This window comes from Zavarzinia compransoris, assembly GCF_003173055.1.
GTDB classification, from domain to species: domain Bacteria; phylum Pseudomonadota; class Alphaproteobacteria; order Zavarziniales; family Zavarziniaceae; genus Zavarzinia; species Zavarzinia compransoris.
In genome coordinates this window covers 832518-851635 of record NZ_QGLF01000001.1, presented here as the reverse complement: position 1 = coordinate 851635, position 19118 = coordinate 832518, and the positions used below count along the sequence as shown (strand labels likewise).

Sequence of the window (19118 nt, the reverse complement as noted above, 5' to 3'; positions counted from 1 at the left end):
AGGCTGTTCAGCCGCCCTGCCGTTCCAGCGCCTTGGCCTCGTTCCACAGGCTGTCGAGGAAATCCAGTTGCTGGGGGCCCTGGCGGCCGTCCTCCGCCAGGCGCCGCTCGATATGGCGGAAGCGGCGCTCGAATTTCGCATTGGCGGCGCGAAGGGCGGTTTCCGCCTCGACCCCCAGGTGCCGGCCGATATTGGCCATGACGAAGAGCATGTCGCCCAATTCGTCTTCCAGCCGGTCGATGCCGCTGCCGGCGGCGATCTCGACCTTCAGTTCGCGGATTTCCTCTTCCAGCTTGTCGAGCACGGGCAGGAGGTCCGGCCAGTCGAAGCCGATGCGGGCGGCGCGCTTTTGCAGCTTGGCCGCGCGCAGCAGGGCGGGCAGGGCGAGGGGAACATCGTCCAGCAGGCCGCCCTTGGCCTTGGCCGCGCGCTCCTGCGCCTTCATATCTTCCCAGCGGGCGGCGTCATGGGCATCGGCATCGCCGAAGATATGAGGATGGCGGGCGATCATCTTGCCGGTGATCGCCTCCGCCACGTCGGCGAAGGTGAAGGCGCCCTGTTCTTCGGCGATCCGGGCATGGAACACGACCTGGAACAGAAGGTCGCCCAATTCCTCGCGCAGGTCGCCCAGGTCGTGGCGGGCGATGGCGTCGGCCACCTCGTAAGCCTCCTCGATCGTATAGGGGGCGATGGTGGCGAAGGTCTGCTCCCTGTCCCAGGGGCAGCCGTCCTGCGGGGCCCGCAGCCGGACCATGAGAGCGAGAAGGGCGGCGAGGGGGCTGTTGTCGGGCGAGGAGGAGGGCATGACGGGGATCCTGCGCAAGCACGAAGAATAGGGCGACGAAGAATAGGGCGACGAAGAGAAGGGGCGCCGGCCGGGCGCAATCGCGTTATCATCCGGGGCCTGATCATCCAGGGCCTGCGTGCGCCGGAGCCCGCGGGCGTCGGAGAATCCCCGTGGACACGTCGACCTTCAGCTTCACAGCCCTTTACACCGGCGAGACCTGGGTTGCCAACGGCCTGTCCCTGCCCGAGCTGCGAACCCCCGCCGGCGACCTGATGTATAAATTGGCCGCGCCGGCGGAATGGGCGGGCGGCAAGGTGTTCGGCACCAACCTGCGGCGCATGCTGGTGGCCCGCCATGCCCTGATCGACCGCATCCTGGCCAGTCTCGTCGCCGAAATGCCGGGCTTGCAGATCCTGGAGATCGCCTGCGGCCTGTCGGCCCGGGGCTGGCGCTTTACCCGGCAATTTCCCGATCTGCGCTATGTCGAGGCCGACCTGCCGGCCATGGCCGCGCTGAAGGTCCGCGCCCTGGCGCGGGTGCCCGATCTTTCCACCCATCATGCGGTCGTCGCCATCGATGTCCTGGCCGCCGACGGGCCTCAATCCCTGGACGCCGTTCTCGCCCAGTCCTTCGATCCCGCCCGGCCGGTGGCCGTGGTGACCGAAGGATTGATGAATTATTTCACCCTCGATACGGCGACGGATGTCTGGAACCGCTTGTCGGCCGCGCTCGCCCGTTTCCCGAGCGCCGCCTATCTGACCGAAACCTATCCGGAACCGGAGAAGGCCTTGCTCCGTCTTGCCATGCGGGCCGGCGCCGCCGGGCTGCGCCTGGTTTCGCGCTCGGATGCGGGCGTTCACTTCAAGTCGGCGGAGGCGGGGGCCCGCCATCTCCGCGCCTGCGGTTTCGCCGAGGCCGATATCGCCTATCCGCCGGGGGAAAGAATGGTCGCGGTGCTGACCGCGCGCCCTCAGGCAAGGCCAAGCGCCAGCCCGACCACCACCACATAGCGGCCGATCTTGCCGATGGCGACGAGCAGCAGGAACACGGCCAGAGGTTCGCGCAGCACGCCGGCGACGATGGTCAGGGCATCGCCGCCGAGCGGCAGCCAGCTGAGCAGCAGGCTCCAGCGGCCATAGCGGCGATACCAGCCCTCGGCCCGGCGCAGCGCCCCGGGCCCGACCGGAAACCAGCGCCGGTGCCTGAAGCGCTCGACCCCGCGGCCGAGCAGCCAATTGGTCGCGGCGCCCAGCGTATTGCCGGCCCCGGCGACCAGGACCACCAGGCCGGCGTCGTGATCCGCCAGCACCATGCCGACCACTGCGGCTTCGGACTGCAACGGCAGAATGGTGGCCGCCCCGAACGCCACCAGGAAAAGCCCGGCATAAAGCCCGGCCACGATCATCGCCGTTTCCGCCATGGGACAAGAGCTACCCAATCCGCGGCCCGGGGGACAGCCCAAACGCTGCTGTCACTGGCCTATCCATTAGTCGCATAATATATATTATGGAAAATAAAGAACTGAGCTAACCCTATATCAGCCCGGTCAAGGCGGCCCGCTTGTTTTTGGCGTTCTCGACCGAGGCCTCCGCCGCCTCATAGATGCCCCAGGCGCGCACCCGGTCGCGCTGCAACAGGGCGAGATAGGATCTGGCGCAGTTGGCGTGCGGGCCTGACTCGCTGATATGGTTGGCGATGGTACGTTGCGCCATTTTGACGATCGACGGGTTCGTGCTGGTGCGCATCAACTCGACCGACTGGAACACGCTCGTGATCACACGGAACCGATCCTCCCAAAGCTCTTCCCGCTCGTTGAGGCCGAAGAATTCGATGTTCACCCCGGCGCGGCGATGGTCTTGCCCGTCCGCGGTCACGGGTATGGCGACGATGCCTTCGAAGGTGATCAGGCTCTCCGGATCCTGATCCACCGTCCCGAGCGGAAAGATCAGGAACGGCTGTTCGCCGGCGTTGAGCGTTGATACATCCGCCTCCGCCGGGCCGCGGGCCGTGCCGGCAATCGGGAAATAATTGGCTTTGCGCGCCGTGTTGCACCCCTTGCAGGCGGCGGCGTAATTCGACAGCTCGTAGGCCAGCCAGTAATAGCCATCGCCGGTGCCGCCGGTCGCGAACGGGAAGGTTGGCCTTTCCTCTCCGGCCTTCGCCGGCGCCGGCCAGGCCTTGACGGCATTCTTCGGCCGGAAATGCTCGATATCCTGTGTCGCCTTGCCAGAGTTTTCCCCGCCCAGCGGCAATTCGCAGAAGATGCATTTGTTGGATTGAAGCCGCATGAAGACCGGCTTCACATCGCTCCACGATGGCCCGCCCTCGACATAGCGGCCGACCTGCTTGATCGCCTCCGTGCGGGCCCGGGCGGCCGCCCGCCAGTGCGGGACTTCACTGTCGACCAAGGCCTCGATCACGGCCAATGTCGCATACGGATAGCGGATCATTGCTGGCCCTCAACCCCGCGACGAGCCGAACGGTGTCATGGAGGCCAGCCAGTCCGGCATCTCGGCGCTTTTCCCCGAAAGGGTTTCCGCCGCGCCGCTGCCCTTGGCGGCCTGGCGCATGAATTTCATGGCGGCCTCCCTGTCGCCCGTGACGGCCCGGCGCGTCAATTCGTCCAGATGGGCCTTGAACTTCGGATCCCGCGTCGAATCCAGGCCGAAAATTTCGGACCGGAGAATCTGATCAGCCGTCAGGCCATAAATTTCCTCGTCCGGCCGCTTGATGACGATATTGCCCCGCCGTCCGGTCTCGACATGAATGACATTCACCCGCTCCAGCGTTCCGACCACCAGCGGGCTGTGGGACGTCATGATGAACTGGAGGTTGGGCAACGTCTCGGCCAGAGTCGGGATCATGGTCCGCTGCCATTCGGGGTGAATATGCAGGTCGATCTCGTCGACCAGGACGACCCCCTTGTTGTCGACCAGTTTCTGGCCCGATGGGCAGCCCATGCAGACGTGATAGAGCAGATCGCCGATCCAGCCGATATAGGCCTTATAGGCATCGGAAAGCGCGCTATAGGGCACCAGATTGCGGCGCCCGACCTGGAACAGATATTCCCCCTGCTCCAATTGGCCGGTAAAGACCACCTGCCCGCGCGACAGCCGGCTGATAAGGCCGACCACCTGCTTATATCGGCCCGGGTTGCGGCCCTGCCATTCCGGCAGCCAGCTCGCCAAGGGCCTCAAGGTGAAATGGTCTTCGAACAGCGACGCCACGCGCTCGTAACGCAATTGGCGCGATTTGGCGCGCAGCCCGGGATCGCTCGAGGCGGAAGGTTCCACCCGCCGGGTCGCGCCATAGCCGACCATGAGAAAGGCGGGGGAATGGTCGCGGAACATGCCGTCCCAGATCGGGTCCTGCGCCTCGGCGGCGCGCAGCATCTCGAAATCGCCGCGCCGCTCGACACTGGCCGCGATCGACTGCACCACGGTTTTCCCCCCCTCGCCCGCGCTGCCGGCCTTGTCCTCCCGGTCCTGCGGGTGGATCACGACCTCGACCTTCGCCATCGCCCGTTCGGGGGAAAGGCCCCTGGCGTTGCGGCGGATCAGGGCATAGGGGCGGAAACCCGATGAATCGGCGATCACCGGCGACAGCGCGGCCAAGGCCACGGCATCGAGCATCGTGCTTTTCCCGGCGCCGTTGATGCCGAGCAGTAAATTCACATTGGGCAAGCGCGGCGGCCAGTTCGCCACATCGGCGAAGGTGCGGCCGGGTTCCCGCCCCGGATAGACGAATTCCAGCCTGCCCTTCGTGATCGATCGGAGATCGCTGACCTCCAGATTCCTGATGTACATAGGGTCTCCGCGATGCGAGGGGCAAGCTGCGGCCCCAACCATAGCACGAGTGGGGCGCGCTGAAGCACTGCGGATCATGCCCGTCGGGCAGCAGCGCAGCGGGGTGACCTGCTAGGCCATGGCTCGGCAGCGGTGACGAAATTAATTTTATTATATTTTCCAGTCTCTTGTATCTGATCTCTAAGGTTTTTTATGATCCGGCCGCGCCCACTCCGGCGGCGCCCAGAGGTGCTTGAGGCGCAGCCACAGGGGCCCGGGGCGCATCACGTCGCGCATCATGTCGATGAATTCGTGCAGGTTCAGGGTCAGGATATTGGTGCTGCGCACCTGGCGGACGATGCCGTAGTCGACCTTCTCCACCTCCGGTTCGAAGGTGCCGAACAGGCGATCGAACAGGATCAGGACGCCGCCGTAATTCTTGTCGATGTATTGGGGATTGCGGCCATGGTGGGCGCGGTGGTGCGAGGGCGTCACGAAGACATATTCCACCCAGGCCGGCAGTTTATCCACAGCCTCGGTGTGGACGAAATATTGGTAAGCGAGGTTCAGGGCGTAAAGCGCCAGGGTCCATTCCGGGCTGATGCCGATCAGCATCAGGGGCGTGAAGAACAGCCAATAGCCGGTCAGGGAATAGAGCATGCTCTGGCGCATCGCCGTGGTCAGGTTCATCTCCTCGCCCGAGTGATGGACCACATGGGCGCACCAGAACCAGCGCACCCGGTGGGAGGTGCGATGGAACCAGTAATAGCAGAACTCGACCAGGAGGAAGAGCAGCGGCGCCGTCCACAGGTTCAGCGGCACATCGGCGATCCGGTGGTCGTAAACCCAATGCATCGCCGCCATGAAGACCAGCGCATGCCCGATCAGTTCGAACACCTGATAGGCCCCGCCCAGGTTCAGGTTGGTGAAGATCTGCTTCGGCGAGAATTGCCTCAGCCGCCCGCGCCGCGCCATCACGAACCATTCGACGGCAAAGGCGGCAAGAAACACCGGCGTCAGGCCGATCAGAATGATCTGCTTCCAATCCACCGGCCCGCCGAGCCATTGCTCCAGGCTTTGCGCGATCGCTTCCATTGCCGTTTCCCCTCATTGTTGAGAAGACTAGCAAAGCCCCCTGCCCTTGGCTTGACGCCGCCCGTCATATTTTTGACAGTTCTCGCCAAGCCTCGAACCGGATCGGCGGGGTGTGTTTCTGGTGGATTGCTATCGCCCCCTCGACAGGAGCGGGCGTACAATTAAAAGATGAAGCCCCCGGACAGTCATAACCCGCCACCAGCGCTTTGGCGTGTGCTGCTGGGTTTTGCCGTGGCGCCCGGTGCGGCCGCCCTGATGATGGCCGTGGACGAAGCCTTACCGCGAAACATGACACCCGGCCAATTCTGGAGGTCGGTGCAACTGGTCGCCGTTTTCGCCTATCCGCCGGCCTTGCTTCTCGGCTTTCCGGCCGTGGTTGCTTTCGGGCATATTAAGGCGAACCGGCCGGCGCTCTGTGGCATAGCCGGTGCGGGGATCGCCGCGGCCCCCTGGTTGCTGCTGTTTCTGTTCGGCGGCTCGAACACGGGCTGGATGGAGACCGGCATGATCGTTGTCCGTGCGGCGGCCTACGGCTTTGGCGCCGGCATGATCTTCTGGCTCATCGTCGACGGGCCGTGGCGCCGCCGTCAGGCCGCCGCCCCTGCCCCGTAAAGCGCGTGGGCGCGGGTTTCGAAGGCGGCGATCATGCGGATCGCGGCGTCTTCGAACACGCCGCCGATCACCTGCTGGTAGACCTTGTTCTTGAATTCGAAATCGACCAGGAAATCGATCACGCAGCCGGGGCTGCCGTCCGCCGTCGGCAGGAAGCGCCAATGGTTCTTCAGGTAGGAGAACGGCCCTTCGGTGAAGGAGACCTCGATCTCGTCCGGCGGGTTCAGGCTGACGGCGGAGGTGAAGCGCTCGCGGAACGCCTTATAGCCGATCATCAGGTCGGCGATGATCAGGTCGTCGGATTTGGCGCGGATGCGCGCCCCCACGCACCAGGGCAGGAATTCCGGGTATTTGGCGATATCGGCGACCAGTTGGAACAATTGCGCCGCGCTATAGGGCAGCGTCTTCACTTCGGCATAGCGCGGCATCAACTCATCCGGATTACGCCTGCGCGGCGAGCTTTGCCTCCCGCGCGGCCTTCAGCTTCACGAAATCCTCGCCCGCGTGGTGGGACGACCGGGTCAGCGGCGAGGCGGAAACCATCAGGAATCCCTTCGCCCGCGCCATTCTGGCGTAATCGGCGAATTCCTCGGGCGTGACAAATCGATCCACCGGCGCGTGCTTCGGCGTCGGTTGAAGATACTGGCCGATGGTGATGAAGTCGACGTCCGCGGAACGAAGATCGTCCATCACCTGATAGACTTCCGACTTCGTCTCGCCGAGGCCGACCATGATGCCGGACTTGGTGAAGACCGTGGGGTCCAGTTCCTTCACCCGGTTGAGAATGCGCAGCGAATGGAAATAGCGCGCCCCCGGCCGGATCGTCGGGTAAAGCCGCGGCACGGTTTCGAGATTGTGATTGTAGACGTCGGGCCGGGCCCGGACCACCGCCTCCAGCGCCCCGTCCTTCCGCAGGAAATCGGGGGTCAGGATTTCGATGGTGGTGGTCGGGGCGGTATCGCGCAGCCGGCCGATCACCTTCACGAACTGGCTGGCGCCGCCGTCCGCGAGGTCGTCCCGGTCGACGGAGGTGATGACCACATGTTCGAGCGCCATTTCGCCGACGGCGATCGCCACATGCTCCGGCTCGTCGGGATCGGGATGCGCGGGCATCCCGGTCTTGATGTTGCAGAAGGCGCAGGCCCGGGTGCAGGTGTCGCCCAGGATCATCACCGTCGCGTGCTTCTTCTTCCAGCATTCCCCGATGTTCGGGCAAGCCGCCTCCTCGCACACCGTGTTCAGCTTGAGACGGCGCATCAGGTTGCGCGTCTCGGCATATTCGGGGCTGGTCGGGGCCTTGACGCGCAGCCATTCGGGCTTGGGCTTCCGCTCGATGCGGGCCTGCACCTGATTGGAGACGTCCTTGATGCCGGAGAGATCGTTCATCGTCATCCCCTAGATGTGAATGGCCCGGCCGTAAGCGTCAAGCACCGCTTCATGCATCATTTCAGAGAGGGTGGGATGCGGGAATACCGTGTGCATCAGCTCCTCTTCCGTGGTTTCCAGCCCCATGGCGACGACGAAGCCCTGGATCAGTTCGGTCACCTCGGCGCCGACCAGATGGGCGCCCAGCAATTGCCCGGTCTTGGCATCGAAAATGGTCTTCACCAGGCCCTGGTCCTCGCCGAGCGCGATCGCCTTGCCGTTCGCCGTGAAGGGGAAGCGGCCAACCTTGACCTCGTAGCCGGCCTCTTTCGCCTTCTTCTCGGTCAGGCCGACCGAGGCGACCTGCGGGTTGCAATAGGTGCAGCCGGGGATCTGCTCCTTCTTCATCGGGTGCGGGTGCAGGCCCTTGATCGCCTCGACGCAGATCACGCCCTCGTGTTCCGCCTTATGGGCCAGCATGGGCGGGCCGGCGACATCGCCGATGGCATAGAGGCCGGGCACATTGGTGCGGCCGTAGCCGTCGATCCTGATGCAGCCGCGCTCGGTCGCGACGCCGAGGGCTTCCAGCCCCAGGTCCTCGATATTGCCGACGACGCCGACCGCCGAAATCACCCGGTCGACGGTGAGTTCGGATTTCGCGCCCTTCGCATCCTCGATGGTGGCGGTGACGCTGTCCGTGCCCTTCTTCAGGCCCAGCACCTTGGCCTGGGTCAGGATCTTCATGCCCTGCTTTTCGAGGCGTTTCCGCACGTGGGCGGCGATTTCCTCGTCCTCGACGGGCAGGATCTGCGGCATGACTTCGACCACCGTGACCTCGACGCCGAGGGTGCGATAGAAGCTGGCGAATTCGATGCCGATGGCGCCCGAGCCGACCACCAGCAGGGATTTCGGCGTCGCCTCCGGCACCATGGCTTCGAAATAGGTCCAGACCAGCTTGCCGTCCGGCTCCAGCCCCGGCAGGGCGCGGGGCCGCGCCCCGGTCGCCAGGATGACGTGTTTCGCGGCGTAATCGCCGACCTTGGCGCCGTCCTTGGTCACGGACAGCGTGGTCGGCCCGGTCAGCCTCGCCGCGCCGTCGATCACGGTGACCTTGTTCTTCTTCAAGAGGAAGCCGACACCGCCGTTGAGGCGCTTGGACACCCCGCGCGAGCGTTCGACGATCTTCTTGATGTCGAAAGAGACCCCGGTGGCCGAGAGGCCGTAATCGCCGGGGTGCTGAAGATAGTGATAGATCTCGGCGGAGCGGAGCAGCGCCTTGGTCGGGATACAGCCCCAGTTGAGGCAGATCCCGCCCAGGTGCTTCTTCTCGACCACGGCAGTCTTGAAGCCCAGTTGCGCGGCGCGGATGGCGGCGACATAGCCGCCCGGCCCGCCGCCCACGACGATGACGTCGAAAGTCTCGGCCATGGTCGTCTCCTTACAGCATCATGGTGATCGGGTCTTCGATCAGACCCTTGAAGGCGGCCAGGAATTCGGCCCCGACCGCGCCGTCGACCACCCGGTGGTCGCAGGACAGGGTCACCGTCATCACGGTCGCCACCGCCAGCGCGCCGGCCTTCACCACCGGGCGCTTCTCGCCGGCGCCGATGGCCAGGATCGCGCCATGGGGCGGGTTGATCACGGCGGCGAATTCCTTGATCCCGAACATGCCGAGGTTGGAGATCGAGAAGGTGCCGCCCTGGTATTCGGCGGGTTTCAGCTTGCGGCCCCGGGCCCGTTCCGCCAGGTCCTTGGTCTCGGCCGCGATGGCGGCCAGGCCCTTGCCCTCGGCGTTGAAGACGATCGGGGTGATCAGCCCGCCGTCGATCGCCACCGCCACCGCGACATCGGCGTGGCGGTGGCGCAGGATCGCCTCGTCGGTCCAGGTGGCATTGGCCGCCGGGACTTTCTTCAAGGCCAGCGCCGAGGCGCGGACGATGAAGTCGTTCACCGAAATCTTGGCCGGCGACTTGGCATTCAATTGGGTGCGCAGTTCAAGCAGCGCATCCAATTCGCAATCGATGGTCAGGTAGAAATGCGGGATGGTGGACTTGGCCTCCGTCAGGCGCTTCGCCACCGTCTTGCGCATGCCGTCGTTCGGGATCGAGGTGAAGGAGCCCTCGGGGAACGGGAACACGGCGGGTTTCGGCGCGGGCGCCGGGGCGGCCACCGGGGCCGGGGCCGGCGCGGCGGCGACCGGGGCGGGTGCCGCCTTCGGCGCCTTGGCCGCAGCCTCGACATCCGCCTTCACGATCCGGCCGTGCGGGCCGGAACCCGTCACCGCGGCAAGGTCGACACCGCTGTTCTTGGCGATGCGCCTGGCCAGCGGGCTGGCGAAGACGCGGGCGCCCCCCGCAGCGGCCGGGCCCGGCACGGCGACTGGGGCCGTGACAGTCGGCGCGGGCGCGGCGGCGGCGGGCGCCGGTGCTGCGGCGGGGGCCGCCTTCGGCGCCGGCGCGGCCGAGACATCCTCGCCCTCAGCCGCCACCAGGGCGATCACTGTGTTCACCGCCACATTGTCCGTGCCTTCCGGGACCAGGATCTTCGCCAGGGTGCCCTCGTCGACCGCTTCCACTTCCATGGTCGCCTTGTCGGTCTCGATCTCGGCGATCACGTCGCCGGATTTGATGGTGTCGCCTTCCTTCACCAGCCATTTGGCCAGCTTGCCCTCGGTCATGGTGGGCGAGAGCGCAGGCATCAGGATTTCGATGGCCATGGTCATTCTCCCCGTCAGGCGCGGTACAGGACGGCCTTGGCCGCCGCCACGATATCGGCGGCACCCGGCAGGGCCAGTTTTTCCAGGTTGGCGGCATAGGGCATGGGCACGTCCTTGCCGGCCACCCGGGCGACCGGGGCATCCAGCCAGTCGAAGGCGTTTTCCATGATCTGCACCGCGACTTCGGCGCCGATGCCGGCGAAGGCCCAGCCTTCTTCCACCGTCACCAGGCGGTTGGTCTTCTGGACCGAGCGCACCACCGTCTCGATGTCGAGCGGGCGGAGCGAGCGGAGGTCGATCACTTCCGCCTCGATCCCCTCGCCCGCCAGGATCTCGGCGGCGGCCAGCGCATGCATGACGCTGATCGAGAAGGCGACCAGGGTCACATCCTTGCCCGGCCGGGCGATGCGCGCCTTGCCGATGGGCAGGACGTAATCCGCCGTCGGCACTTCGAAGCTCTTGCCGTAGAGGATTTCATTCTCGAGGAAGACGATCGGGTTCGGATCGCGGATCGCCGCCTTCAGCAAGCCCTTGGCATCCGCCGCCGAATAGGGCGACACCACCTTCAGGCCCGGGCAATGGGCATACCACGAGGCATAGCACTGGCTGTGCTGCGCGCCGACGCGCGACGCCGCCCCGTTCGGGCCGCGGAACACGATCGGCGACGATTGCTGCCCGCCGGACATATAAAGCGTCTTCGCCGCCGAATTGATGATGTGGTCGATCGCCTGCATGGCGAAGTTGAAGGTCATGAATTCGACCACCGGCTTCAGCCCGGTGAAGGCGGCGCCGACGCCGAGACCGGCAAAGCCGTATTCGGTGATCGGCGTGTCGATCACTCGTTCCGCGCCGAATTCGTCGAGCAGGCCTTGGGTCACCTTATAGGCACCCTGGTATTGCGCCACTTCCTCGCCCATCACGAAGACCGACGGGTCGGCGCGCATCTCTTCCGCCATGGCATCGCGCAGGGCTTCACGGACGGTCATGGTCACGGTCGGGCCGGCGGGCAGGTCGCTGACCGGCGCCGCGATCGGCGCGGCATAGACCTTGGGGGCCTCGGCCACGGCGGGGGCCGGCGCAGGCGCCGCGACCGGGGTCGGGGCCGGGCCGGTGGCCGCCCCCTCGCCCGTGATCTGGGCGATCACCGTGTTCACCGCCACATTGTCGGTGCCTTCGGCGACCAGGATCTTCTCGATCACGCCCTCGTCGACGGCTTCCACTTCCATGGTCGCCTTGTCGGTCTCGATCTCGGCGATCACGTCGCCGGATTTGACGGTGTCGCCTTCCTTCACCAGCCATTTGGCCAGCTTGCCCTCGGTCATGGTGGGCGAGAGCGCGGGCATCAGAATATCGATAGCCATGTCTTTAATTCCCGGTCTCAGAGAAGAATGTCGGTCATCAACTCGCTCGGATCGGGTTCCGGGCTCGTTTGCGCGAATTCCGCCGATTCAGCGACCAGCTTCTTCACTTCGGCATCGATGGCCTTCAGGCCGGCTTCGTCGATCAGGCCGGCGGTCAGCAGCTGGTCGCGGGCATGGTCGATGGGGTCATGTTCCGTCCGCATCTTCTGCACCTCTTCCTTGGTGCGGTATTTCGCCGGGTCGGACATGGAATGGCCGCGATAGCGGTAGGTCTTCATTTCGAGCAGGAATGGGCCGTTCCCTTCGCGGGCCCATTTCACCGCCTCGAGCGCGGCTTCGCGGACGGCCAGCACATCCATGCCGTCCACTTCCTTGCCGGGAATGTTGAAGCTGTCGCCGCGGCGGTGCAGCTTGGTCTGGGCCGAGGCGCGGGCGACCGCGGTGCCCATGGCATATTGGTTGTTCTCGATGACGTAGATCACCGGCAGGCGCCAGAGTTCGGCCATGTTGAAACTCTCGTAGACCTGGCCCTGGTTGGCCGCGCCGTCGCCGAAATAGGCGAGGCAGACATTGTCGGTCTTGCGGTACTTCATGGCGAAGGCGACACCGGTGCCGAGCGGCACCTGGGCGCCGACGATGCCGTGGCCGCCGTAGAATTGCTTCTCCTTGGAGAACATATGCATCGAGCCGCCCTTCCCCTTGGAATAGCCGCCGATGCGCCCGGTCAGTTCCGCCATCACGCCCTTCGGGTCCATGCCGCAGGCCAGCATATGGCCGTGGTCGCGATAGCCGGTGATGACCGCGTCACCTTCCTTCAGCGCCGCCTGCATGCCGACGACCACCGCTTCCTGCCCGATGTAGAGATGGCAGAAGCCGCCGATCAGGCCCATGCCGTACATCTGGCCGGCCTTCTCCTCGAAGCGGCGGATCAGCAGCATTTCGCGGTAATAATGGATCAGCTCGGGCCCAGGACCATTGGTCGCCGGTTCTTCCGCCTGCTTCTTGCCTGCCTTGGCCATGGAGTCCTCCGTTTAGATCTCGGTGCCCTTCAACCGTTGGCGGTGACAATACCGAAAGAGGCATGGCGGGCAATGCAAACGAAGGGATAGTCATGCGAAATCGCATATCCTATTGCGCCGCAATGGCCGCTTTCATGCATTCTTCGGGAAATGATCGTCAAGGCAAGCGGCGGACAGCAAAAAGGGGCGTTGCCGCCCCTTTTCACCGTCGATGGCGGCAATTTATGTCAGTGGTTGCCGCTGGACGGGATCAAGTCCTTGGAGGCTTCGCCCATGCTGTCCGAGATGCCGCCGAAGGAACCGGTCTTGATCGCGGCGCCGAGCGGCGTGGTCGCGGGCAGCGCGGCGCCCAGGATGGTGACGACCAGCGCGATCCCCCCGAGCGTATAGCCGATGGCCGGCACGATGCCGGTGGCGATGAAGGCGGCCGGGATCGCCGCGATGACGAGCGAGGCCAGGATCGAGCCCCAGGTGAGCTGGGCGCCGATGAACAGCAGGATGGCGAGAATGCCGGCCTTCACGTACCGGCCCGTAGCGGACTTCATGCGTAACCTCCACTGTTGTGCGGGACCGGCCGTTCTTGACGGGCCGTTTCACGACGCGAGATGAAGCAGAGGTAACAAATCCGCAAAAGCGCCGCACTTATACCATTGGCGACGCTAGACCATCGTCTAACCGGCCCGGCGAGACCTGGACGATTATTGCGCGGGCGTCAGGATGACGGCGTCGTTCTCATGGGCGAAGCCGAGGATGACGCGGGCGCGTTCCTCGATCATGTCGCGGTCGAGGCTTTCCGGCCGCAGCAGGGAGACCCGGCGGTCCAGCGCTTCCCGCTCGCCCGAGACGGCGGCGAGTTCGGCCTTGGTCTGCTCGATCTCATGGGTGAGGCGCAGCCAGGACACCAGGCCATAGTCGCCCTGCACCAGGTGATAGCCGAAATAGGCGGTCACGCAGGTGGCGACCGTCGGCACGACGGCCTGACGGAAACGGCGGCGGATTTCGGCGGCGATGCTCATGTCATGAATGAATCACGGGCGGATTCCGCGGTCAATCGATTCCGCAACATGCATGATAACAGCACCTCAGCCCAGGTTGCGCAGCCGCTCGATCCGCTGGGCCAGCGGCGGGTGGGTCGACATCAGGGCGGTGGCCTTGGCCGAGAAATCGCGGAACGGGTTGACGATGAACAGATGCTGGGTCGCCCGGTTGGCCCGGTCGAGGGGCACGGTGGATGCGCCCAGTTTCTCCAGCGCGGAAATCAGGGCCAGGGGGTTGCGGGTCAGGCGGGCGCTGGTCGCATCGGCCAGATATTCGCGCTGGCGCGAGATCGCCATCTGCACCAGTTTCGCCGCGATGGGGGCGACGATGGCGGCGATCACCAGGATCACCATCAGGATCGCCTGGGCGCCGTTGTTCTTGCCGTTGCCCGAACTGCGGCGGCCGCCGCCGAAGCGCGACATGCGCAGCACCGCATCGCCGACCAGGGCGATCAGGCCGACATAGACGCCGACCGCGGTGCCATAGCGGACGTCTAGGTTCTGGACATGGCCCATTTCATGGCCGACCACCGCCTGCAATTCCTCGCGGTTCAGGGCCTGCATCAGGCCCCGGGTGACCGCGACCGCCGACCGTTCGGTCGACATGCCGGTGGCGAAGGCGTTCAGCGCCTCCGTCTCCATCACCGCGACCCGGGGCTTGGGAATGCCGGCCGCGATCGCCATTTCCTCGACGATATTGTGCAGCTGGGGTTCTTGTTCCGCCGTCACCTCGCGCGCGCCGGACAGCGACAGGACGATCCTGTCGCCGATCTTCATCACGATCAGGGTCCAGACCAGGCTGATCGCGATCATGACGACGGCAAAGCCGAAACCGAGGCCGGAGGCCCAGGGCTTGAAATCCGCCCTGCCCTCGCCCGCCTCGACGGTTGCACCGATCAGATAGCCGAGCACGGCGCCGATCGCGATCATCACCGCGATCAGGATCCAGGTCAGGCGCCGGTTGCGGGCGGCGGCGGCGTGGAAATCGGTCGAGACCAGCCCGGCAGCCGCAGTCGCGGCCGGGCGCGGGGCGAAGACCGTCGCCCCCTCCTCCGCCGGCGGCGGGGCGGGGCTCCGCCTGCCCCAGGGGCCGGGCTTCGGGCCGTCGCTCATGCCGGCCTCAGCGCAGCGAGACTTTCACCGGCGCGGTTTCCGCCTCCGGCACTTCGAAATATTCATGCATGCCGAAATTGCCGAAGCGCGCGATCAGGTTCGAGGGGAACTGCTCGATGCGATTGTTCTGGCCCATGACGCTGTCGTTGTAGTGCTGGCGCGCGAAGGCGATCTTGTTCTCGGTCGAGGTCAGTTCCTCCATCAGGCTGCGCACATTCTCGTTCGCCTTCAGGTCGGGATAGGATTCGGCCAGGGCGAAGAATTTGCCCAGCGCGCCCGAAACCGCCGCCTCCGCCGCGCCGGCCTCGGCCGGGGAATGGGCGTTCATCGCGGAATTGCGCGCCGCGATCACCTGCTTCAGGGTTTCCTGCTCGTAACCCATATAGTCTTTCGCCACCTCGACCAGGTTGGGGATCAGGTCGTAGCGCCGCTTCAGCTGCACGTCGATCTGCTTCCAGCCGTTGGCCACCTGGTTCTTGCCGGCGACGAGGCCGTTGTAGGTGACGATCGCGTAACCGATGACGGCAACGACGAGACCGAGGACGATCCACCCGAACATCTCAACTCTCCCTGGGCGACAGCACGCGCCCGGCAACGGCATCCAGTTTCGCGGCCAGCCCCTTGTCCCTGGCGGCGGGCGCCGTGATCAGGGCATGGTCCAGGGCGTGGTCGCAACCCTTGTGGCAGGCGGCCGGCCGCTCCGCCGCGAGCAGGGGAGCGACGGCCTTGACCAGGGCACGCCCCGCATCGGCGTTCCGATTCAGGACCTCGACGATGGTGGCCACTTCGACCGCGCCATGATCATCGTGCCAGCAGTCGTAGTCTGTGACCATGGCTACGGTGGCGTAGCAAATCTCCGCCTCGCGGGCGAGCTTGGCCTCCGGCATGTTGGTCATGCCGATCACGTCGCAGCCCCAGGACCGATAGAGTTCCGATTCCGCGCGGGAGGAGAACTGCGGCCCCTCCATCGCCAGATAGGTGCCGCCCCGGTGCAGGGCAAGGCCGAGTGCGCCCGCCGCCTGCACCACGAGGTCGCCCAGCCGGCCGCACACCGGCTCCGCCATCGAGACATGGGCGACGAGGCCGTTGCCGAAGAAACTCTTTTCCCGCGCGAAAGTGCGGTCGATGAACTGGTCGACCAGCACGAAAGTGCCGGGGGCCAGTTCTTCGCGAAAGGAACCGCAGGCGGAGAGCGACAGGATATCGGTCACCCCCAGGCGCTTCAGGGCATCGATATTGGCGCGGTAGTCGATGCCGCCCGGGGCCAGCCGGTGGCCGCGGCCGTGGCGCGGCAGGAAGGCGACGTCCAGCCCGCCCAGGCGGCCGGTGACGATCTCGTCCGAGACCTCGCCCCAGGGGCTTTCGACCGCGACCGCGCGCCGGTCTTCGAGGCCGTCGATATCGTAAAGCCCGCTGCCGCCCAGAACGCCCAGAACCGCCATGCCGCCCTCGCCCCTCTTTCAAACGAAACGGGGAGGCTTCGCAGCCTCCCCGTTCATCATGGCCGAACGGCCGGTGGGATCAATGGCCCTGAACCTTCTTCCGCACGCGGAGGTAGGTCAGGAAGGAGAACACGGTCAGGATGGCCAGGAAGCCCATGACCTTCACGCCTGCGCGCTTGCGCTCTTCCAGCTTGGGCTCGGCCGTCCACATCAGGAAGGTCGAGACGTCGTGGGCCATCTGGGCGACGGTCGCCTTGGTGCCGTCGGCATAGGTGACCTGATCGTCGTTCAGCGGCTTCGCCATGGCGATCTGGTGGCCCGGGAAGGCGGCGTTGTAGTTCATGCCCGCATTGAGCGTGAACCCGGCCGGCGTCTCGTGATAACCGGTCAGCAGGGCATAGAGATAGTCCGGGCCGCCGACGCGGGCCTTGGCGATCAGCGACAGGTCGGGCGGCAGGGCACCGCCGTTGCTGGCCCGGGCCGCCAGTTCGTTCGCGAAGGGCGAATGGAAGCGATCGGCGGGCAGGCCCTTGCGGGTCGTCGCCTCGCCGCTCTCGTCGAGCGCCGGATATTCGTATTGCGCCGCCAGCGCCTTCACTTCGGCTTCGGAGAAGCCGAGATCGGCGAGGTTGCGGAACGACAGGTATTTCATCGAGTGACAGGAGGCGCAGACCTCCTTGTACACCTGATAGCCACGCTGCAGGGAGGCGCGGTCAAAGGTGCCGAAGGCGCCGTTGAAGCTCCATTCCTGCTTCTCGATATGGACCGCCTCGGAAGCCGCCGCGACCCCGGTGCCGAGACCGAGAGCGAGGAGCGCCGCAGCGCCGATCTTCATCGCACGCATCATCATCTCCTCCCTCACGCCTTGGCGTCGCCAAGGACCGCCTTGGCGATCGATTCTGGCACCGGCAGCGGCTTCTCGTACCAGGAAATCAGCGGCACGATGACGAAGAAGTGCGCGAAATAATAGAGCGAGGCGATGCGGCCGACGACGATGTAGATGCCTTCCGCCGGCATCGCGCCGATATAGCCGAGGATCACGCCGTTCACCACGAAGATCCAGAAGGCCAGCTTGTAGACCGGGCGGAACTTCGCCGACCGCACCTTCGAGAAGTCGAGATACGGCAGGAGGAACAGGATGACGATCGCGCCGCCCATGGCGATGACGCCGCCGAGCTTGTCCGGCACCGCGCGCAGGATCGCGTAGAACGGCAGGAAGTACCATTCGGGAACGATATGCGCCGGGGTCACGAGGGGGTTAGCCTCGATGTAGTTGTCCGGATGGCCCAGGTAGTTCGGGTTGAAGAACACCCAGTAGGCGAAGAACATCAGGAACACGCAGAGACCGAAAGCGTCCTTGGCCGTGTAGTACGGGTGGAACGGGACGGTGTCCTGGTCGCCCTTGATCTCGATGCCGAGCGGGTTGTTCGACTTCGTGGTGTGCAGGGCCCAGAGGTGCAGGAACACCACGGCGCAGATCACGAAGGGCAGCAGGTAGTGCAGCGAGAAGAACCGGTTCAGGGTCGGGTTGTCGACCGAGAAGCCGCCCCACAGCAGGGTGACGATGTCACCGCCGATCACGGGGACCGCGCCGAACAGGTTGGTGATCACGGTGGCGCCCCAGAAGGACATCTGGCCCCACGGCAGCACGTAACCCATGAAGGCCGTCGCCATCATCAGGATGAAGATGACGATGCCGAGCCACCACAGCAGTTCCCGCGGCGCCTTGTAGGAGCCGTAGTACATGCCGCGGATGATGTGGATATAGACCACGATGAAGAACATCGAGGCGCCGTTGGCGTGGGCGTAGCGGATCAGCCAGCCGTAGTTCACGTCGCGCATGATGTGCTCGACGGACGCGAAGGCCAGGGTCACATGAGGCGTGTAGTGCATGACCAGGATGATCCCGGTCACGATCTGGGCGACCAGCATGAAGCCGGCCAGCGAACCGAAGTTCCACCAGTAGTTGAGGTTCCGCGGCGCCGGATAGGATACGAGCGCACCTTCGACCGTCGAGATGATCGGCAGGCGCGCCTCGATCCACTTGATGACCTTGGAATTGGTCTGGAATGGGGTGGATGAGCTCATGAATAGGCCCCTCAGCCGATCTTGATCTTGGTGTCGGACAGGAACTGATATTCGGGGATCGCCAGGTTCAGCGGCGCCGGCCCCTTGCGGATGCGGCCCGAGCTGTCGTAGTGCGACCCGTGGCAGGGGCAGAACCAGCCGTCGTATTCACCCTGCTGGCCCAGCGGCACGCAGCCGAGATGGGTGCAGATGCCGACCATGACCAGCCACTGCTTCTTGCCGTCCTTGACGCGCTGGGCGTCGGCCTGCGGGTCGCGCAGTTCCGACAGCGGCACCGCCTCGGCTTCCTCGATTTCCTTGGCCGTGCGGTGCCGGATGAAGACCGGCTTGCCGCGCCACATCACCGTGATGCCCTGGCCCTCGGCAATCGGGGTGAGATCGACTTCCGTCGACGAAAGCGCGAGCACGTCGGCCGCGGGATTCATCTGGTCGATCAGCGGCCAAACCGTTGCACCGGCCGCGACCGCGCCGAGACCGACCGTCGCGACGTACAGGAAGTCGCGCCGGGTGGCCTGGCCCGATCCATGTGCATCATGGCCGGCTGAGCTGGACGTCGCCATCTAAAGACCCTCTGCGATATGAGAAATCTGCCCACTTAGTGGCATCCAAAATCTTGATTGTCCAGCACCCCTGGTCTTGTGACACGATGCCGCACAGCCTTTGATCGCGCTCATGGAACCCCTAAATCCCCGCATTTC

The 19118-nt window shown here is 65.2% G+C and carries 21 protein-coding genes; 2 read left to right on the top strand and 19 right to left on the bottom strand.

What is annotated here, in order from left to right; translation table 11 throughout:
- Positions 1-7: 7 nt before the first annotated feature.
- On the bottom strand, positions 8-805 hold the full coding sequence (gene mazG / locus DKG75_RS04265; protein WP_109919813.1) for a nucleoside triphosphate pyrophosphohydrolase: 798 nt from the start codon (positions 803-805) through the stop codon (positions 8-10).
- A 152-nt stretch (positions 806-957) separates the two neighbouring features.
- Here mazG and DKG75_RS04260 point away from each other — a divergent pair, with 152 nt between their 5' ends.
- A complete protein-coding gene (locus DKG75_RS04260; RefSeq protein ID WP_109919812.1) occupies positions 958-1797 on the top strand; it encodes a class I SAM-dependent methyltransferase in 840 nt (279 codons plus the stop codon).
- On the opposite strand, the gene DKG75_RS04255 is transcribed toward DKG75_RS04260, so the two are convergent.
- The 4 genes from DKG75_RS04255 to DKG75_RS04240 all read right to left on the bottom strand — a co-directional run bounded on the left by DKG75_RS04255 (position 1758) and on the right by DKG75_RS04240 (position 5667).
- Positions 1758-2207 (bottom strand): YqaA family protein, encoded by a 450-nt coding sequence (locus DKG75_RS04255; protein WP_243746437.1) that lies wholly within the window; start codon positions 2205-2207, stop codon positions 1758-1760. The genes DKG75_RS04260 and DKG75_RS04255 overlap by 40 nt on opposite strands.
- Positions 2208-2319: 112 nt before the next feature.
- Positions 2320-3237 (bottom strand): hypothetical protein, encoded by a 918-nt coding sequence (locus tag DKG75_RS04250; RefSeq protein WP_109919811.1) that lies wholly within the window; start codon positions 3235-3237, stop codon positions 2320-2322.
- Between the two features lie 9 nt (positions 3238-3246).
- Complete coding sequence (locus DKG75_RS04245; protein WP_109919810.1) at positions 3247-4593, bottom strand: AAA family ATPase; 1347 nt, start codon at positions 4591-4593, stop codon at positions 3247-3249.
- Between the two features lie 180 nt (positions 4594-4773).
- Complete coding sequence (locus DKG75_RS04240; protein WP_109919809.1) at positions 4774-5667, bottom strand: sterol desaturase family protein; 894 nt, start codon at positions 5665-5667, stop codon at positions 4774-4776.
- Between the two features lie 168 nt (positions 5668-5835).
- Between DKG75_RS04240 and DKG75_RS04235 the strand changes: the two genes are divergently transcribed.
- The gene (locus tag DKG75_RS04235) at positions 5836-6279 is read left to right on the top strand and encodes a hypothetical protein (protein ID WP_133636762.1); all 444 of its coding nucleotides are present in this window, start codon (positions 5836-5838) and stop codon (positions 6277-6279) included.
- Here DKG75_RS04235 and DKG75_RS04230 read toward each other — a convergent pair.
- From DKG75_RS04230 to petA, 14 genes are all read right to left on the bottom strand, one after another.
- Entirely contained in the window at positions 6255-6707 is a 453-nt protein-coding gene (locus tag DKG75_RS04230; RefSeq protein ID WP_109919807.1) for a type II toxin-antitoxin system RatA family toxin, read from the bottom strand. The genes DKG75_RS04235 and DKG75_RS04230 overlap by 25 nt on opposite strands.
- A 13-nt stretch (positions 6708-6720) precedes the next feature.
- On the bottom strand, positions 6721-7665 hold the full coding sequence (gene lipA, locus DKG75_RS04225) for a lipoyl synthase (protein WP_109919806.1): 945 nt from the start codon (positions 7663-7665) through the stop codon (positions 6721-6723).
- A 9-nt stretch (positions 7666-7674) separates the two neighbouring features.
- Positions 7675-9072 carry a dihydrolipoyl dehydrogenase gene (lpdA, locus tag DKG75_RS04220; RefSeq protein ID WP_109919805.1) on the bottom strand — a complete coding sequence of 466 codons (1398 nt, stop codon included), beginning with the start codon at positions 9070-9072 and terminating at the stop codon, positions 7675-7677.
- 10 nt (positions 9073-9082) lie between these two features.
- Positions 9083-10360: a pyruvate dehydrogenase complex dihydrolipoamide acetyltransferase gene (locus DKG75_RS04215; protein ID WP_109919804.1), complete on the bottom strand. Its 1278-nt coding sequence runs from the start codon at positions 10358-10360 to the stop codon at positions 9083-9085.
- A 14-nt stretch (positions 10361-10374) separates the two neighbouring features.
- On the bottom strand, positions 10375-11721 hold the full coding sequence (locus DKG75_RS04210; RefSeq protein ID WP_109919803.1) for a pyruvate dehydrogenase complex E1 component subunit beta: 1347 nt from the start codon (positions 11719-11721) through the stop codon (positions 10375-10377).
- A 17-nt stretch (positions 11722-11738) separates the two neighbouring features.
- Positions 11739-12740 (bottom strand): pyruvate dehydrogenase (acetyl-transferring) E1 component subunit alpha, encoded by a 1002-nt coding sequence (pdhA, locus tag DKG75_RS04205; protein ID WP_109919802.1) that lies wholly within the window; start codon positions 12738-12740, stop codon positions 11739-11741.
- A gap of 227 nt (positions 12741-12967) precedes the next feature.
- Complete coding sequence (locus DKG75_RS04200; RefSeq protein ID WP_133636761.1) at positions 12968-13285, bottom strand: hypothetical protein; 318 nt, start codon at positions 13283-13285, stop codon at positions 12968-12970.
- 153 nt (positions 13286-13438) lie between these two features.
- Entirely contained in the window at positions 13439-13756 is a 318-nt protein-coding gene (locus DKG75_RS04195) for an FtsB family cell division protein (RefSeq protein WP_109919800.1), read from the bottom strand.
- A 66-nt stretch (positions 13757-13822) separates the two neighbouring features.
- A complete protein-coding gene (locus DKG75_RS04190; protein ID WP_109919799.1) occupies positions 13823-14890 on the bottom strand; it encodes a M48 family metallopeptidase in 1068 nt (355 codons plus the stop codon).
- A 7-nt stretch (positions 14891-14897) separates the two neighbouring features.
- Positions 14898-15449 carry a LemA family protein gene (locus DKG75_RS04185; protein ID WP_109919798.1) on the bottom strand — a complete coding sequence of 184 codons (552 nt, stop codon included), beginning with the start codon at positions 15447-15449 and terminating at the stop codon, positions 14898-14900.
- A 1-nt stretch (position 15450) separates the two neighbouring features.
- The gene (locus DKG75_RS04180; protein ID WP_109919797.1) at positions 15451-16332 is read right to left on the bottom strand and encodes an S-methyl-5'-thioadenosine phosphorylase; all 882 of its coding nucleotides are present in this window, start codon (positions 16330-16332) and stop codon (positions 15451-15453) included.
- 79 nt (positions 16333-16411) lie between these two features.
- Positions 16412-17182 (bottom strand): cytochrome c1, encoded by a 771-nt coding sequence (locus tag DKG75_RS04175; RefSeq protein ID WP_341809832.1) that lies wholly within the window; start codon positions 17180-17182, stop codon positions 16412-16414.
- A gap of 8 nt (positions 17183-17190) precedes the next feature.
- Positions 17191-18420, bottom strand: coding sequence for a cytochrome b (locus DKG75_RS04170; protein WP_109919796.1), 1230 nt, complete (start codon positions 18418-18420; stop codon positions 17191-17193).
- An 11-nt stretch (positions 18421-18431) separates the two neighbouring features.
- Positions 18432-18980 carry a ubiquinol-cytochrome c reductase iron-sulfur subunit gene (gene petA, locus DKG75_RS04165; RefSeq protein WP_109919795.1) on the bottom strand — a complete coding sequence of 183 codons (549 nt, stop codon included), beginning with the start codon at positions 18978-18980 and terminating at the stop codon, positions 18432-18434.
- Positions 18981-19118: the final 138 nt, after the last annotated feature.

Coding starts and splice junctions, on each gene's coding strand:
- mazG (WP_109919813.1), bottom strand. CDS start 805: ATGCCCTCCTCCTCGCCCGACAACAGCCCCCTCGCCGCCCTTCTCGCT.
- DKG75_RS04255 (WP_243746437.1), bottom strand. CDS start 2,207: ATGGCGGAAACGGCGATGATCGTGGCCGGGCTTTATGCCGGGCTTTTC.
- DKG75_RS04250 (WP_109919811.1), bottom strand. CDS start 3,237: ATGATCCGCTATCCGTATGCGACATTGGCCGTGATCGAGGCCTTGGTC.
- DKG75_RS04245 (WP_109919810.1), bottom strand. CDS start 4,593: ATGTACATCAGGAATCTGGAGGTCAGCGATCTCCGATCGATCACGAAG.
- DKG75_RS04240 (WP_109919809.1), bottom strand. CDS start 5,667: ATGGAAGCGATCGCGCAAAGCCTGGAGCAATGGCTCGGCGGGCCGGTG.
- DKG75_RS04235 (WP_133636762.1), top strand. CDS start 5,836: ATGAAGCCCCCGGACAGTCATAACCCGCCACCAGCGCTTTGGCGTGTG.
- DKG75_RS04230 (WP_109919807.1), bottom strand. CDS start 6,707: ATGCCGCGCTATGCCGAAGTGAAGACGCTGCCCTATAGCGCGGCGCAA.
- lipA (WP_109919806.1), bottom strand. CDS start 7,665: ATGAACGATCTCTCCGGCATCAAGGACGTCTCCAATCAGGTGCAGGCC.
- lpdA (WP_109919805.1), bottom strand. CDS start 9,072: ATGGCCGAGACTTTCGACGTCATCGTCGTGGGCGGCGGGCCGGGCGGC.
- DKG75_RS04215 (WP_109919804.1), bottom strand. CDS start 10,360: ATGGCCATCGAAATCCTGATGCCTGCGCTCTCGCCCACCATGACCGAG.
- DKG75_RS04210 (WP_109919803.1), bottom strand. CDS start 11,721: ATGGCTATCGATATTCTGATGCCCGCGCTCTCGCCCACCATGACCGAG.
- pdhA (WP_109919802.1), bottom strand. CDS start 12,740: ATGGCCAAGGCAGGCAAGAAGCAGGCGGAAGAACCGGCGACCAATGGT.
- DKG75_RS04200 (WP_133636761.1), bottom strand. CDS start 13,285: ATGAAGTCCGCTACGGGCCGGTACGTGAAGGCCGGCATTCTCGCCATC.
- DKG75_RS04195 (WP_109919800.1), bottom strand. CDS start 13,756: ATGAGCATCGCCGCCGAAATCCGCCGCCGTTTCCGTCAGGCCGTCGTG.
- DKG75_RS04190 (WP_109919799.1), bottom strand. CDS start 14,890: ATGAGCGACGGCCCGAAGCCCGGCCCCTGGGGCAGGCGGAGCCCCGCC.
- DKG75_RS04185 (WP_109919798.1), bottom strand. CDS start 15,449: ATGTTCGGGTGGATCGTCCTCGGTCTCGTCGTTGCCGTCATCGGTTAC.
- DKG75_RS04180 (WP_109919797.1), bottom strand. CDS start 16,332: ATGGCGGTTCTGGGCGTTCTGGGCGGCAGCGGGCTTTACGATATCGAC.
- DKG75_RS04175 (WP_341809832.1), bottom strand. CDS start 17,182: ATGATGATGCGTGCGATGAAGATCGGCGCTGCGGCGCTCCTCGCTCTC.
- DKG75_RS04170 (WP_109919796.1), bottom strand. CDS start 18,420: ATGAGCTCATCCACCCCATTCCAGACCAATTCCAAGGTCATCAAGTGG.
- petA (WP_109919795.1), bottom strand. CDS start 18,980: ATGGCGACGTCCAGCTCAGCCGGCCATGATGCACATGGATCGGGCCAG.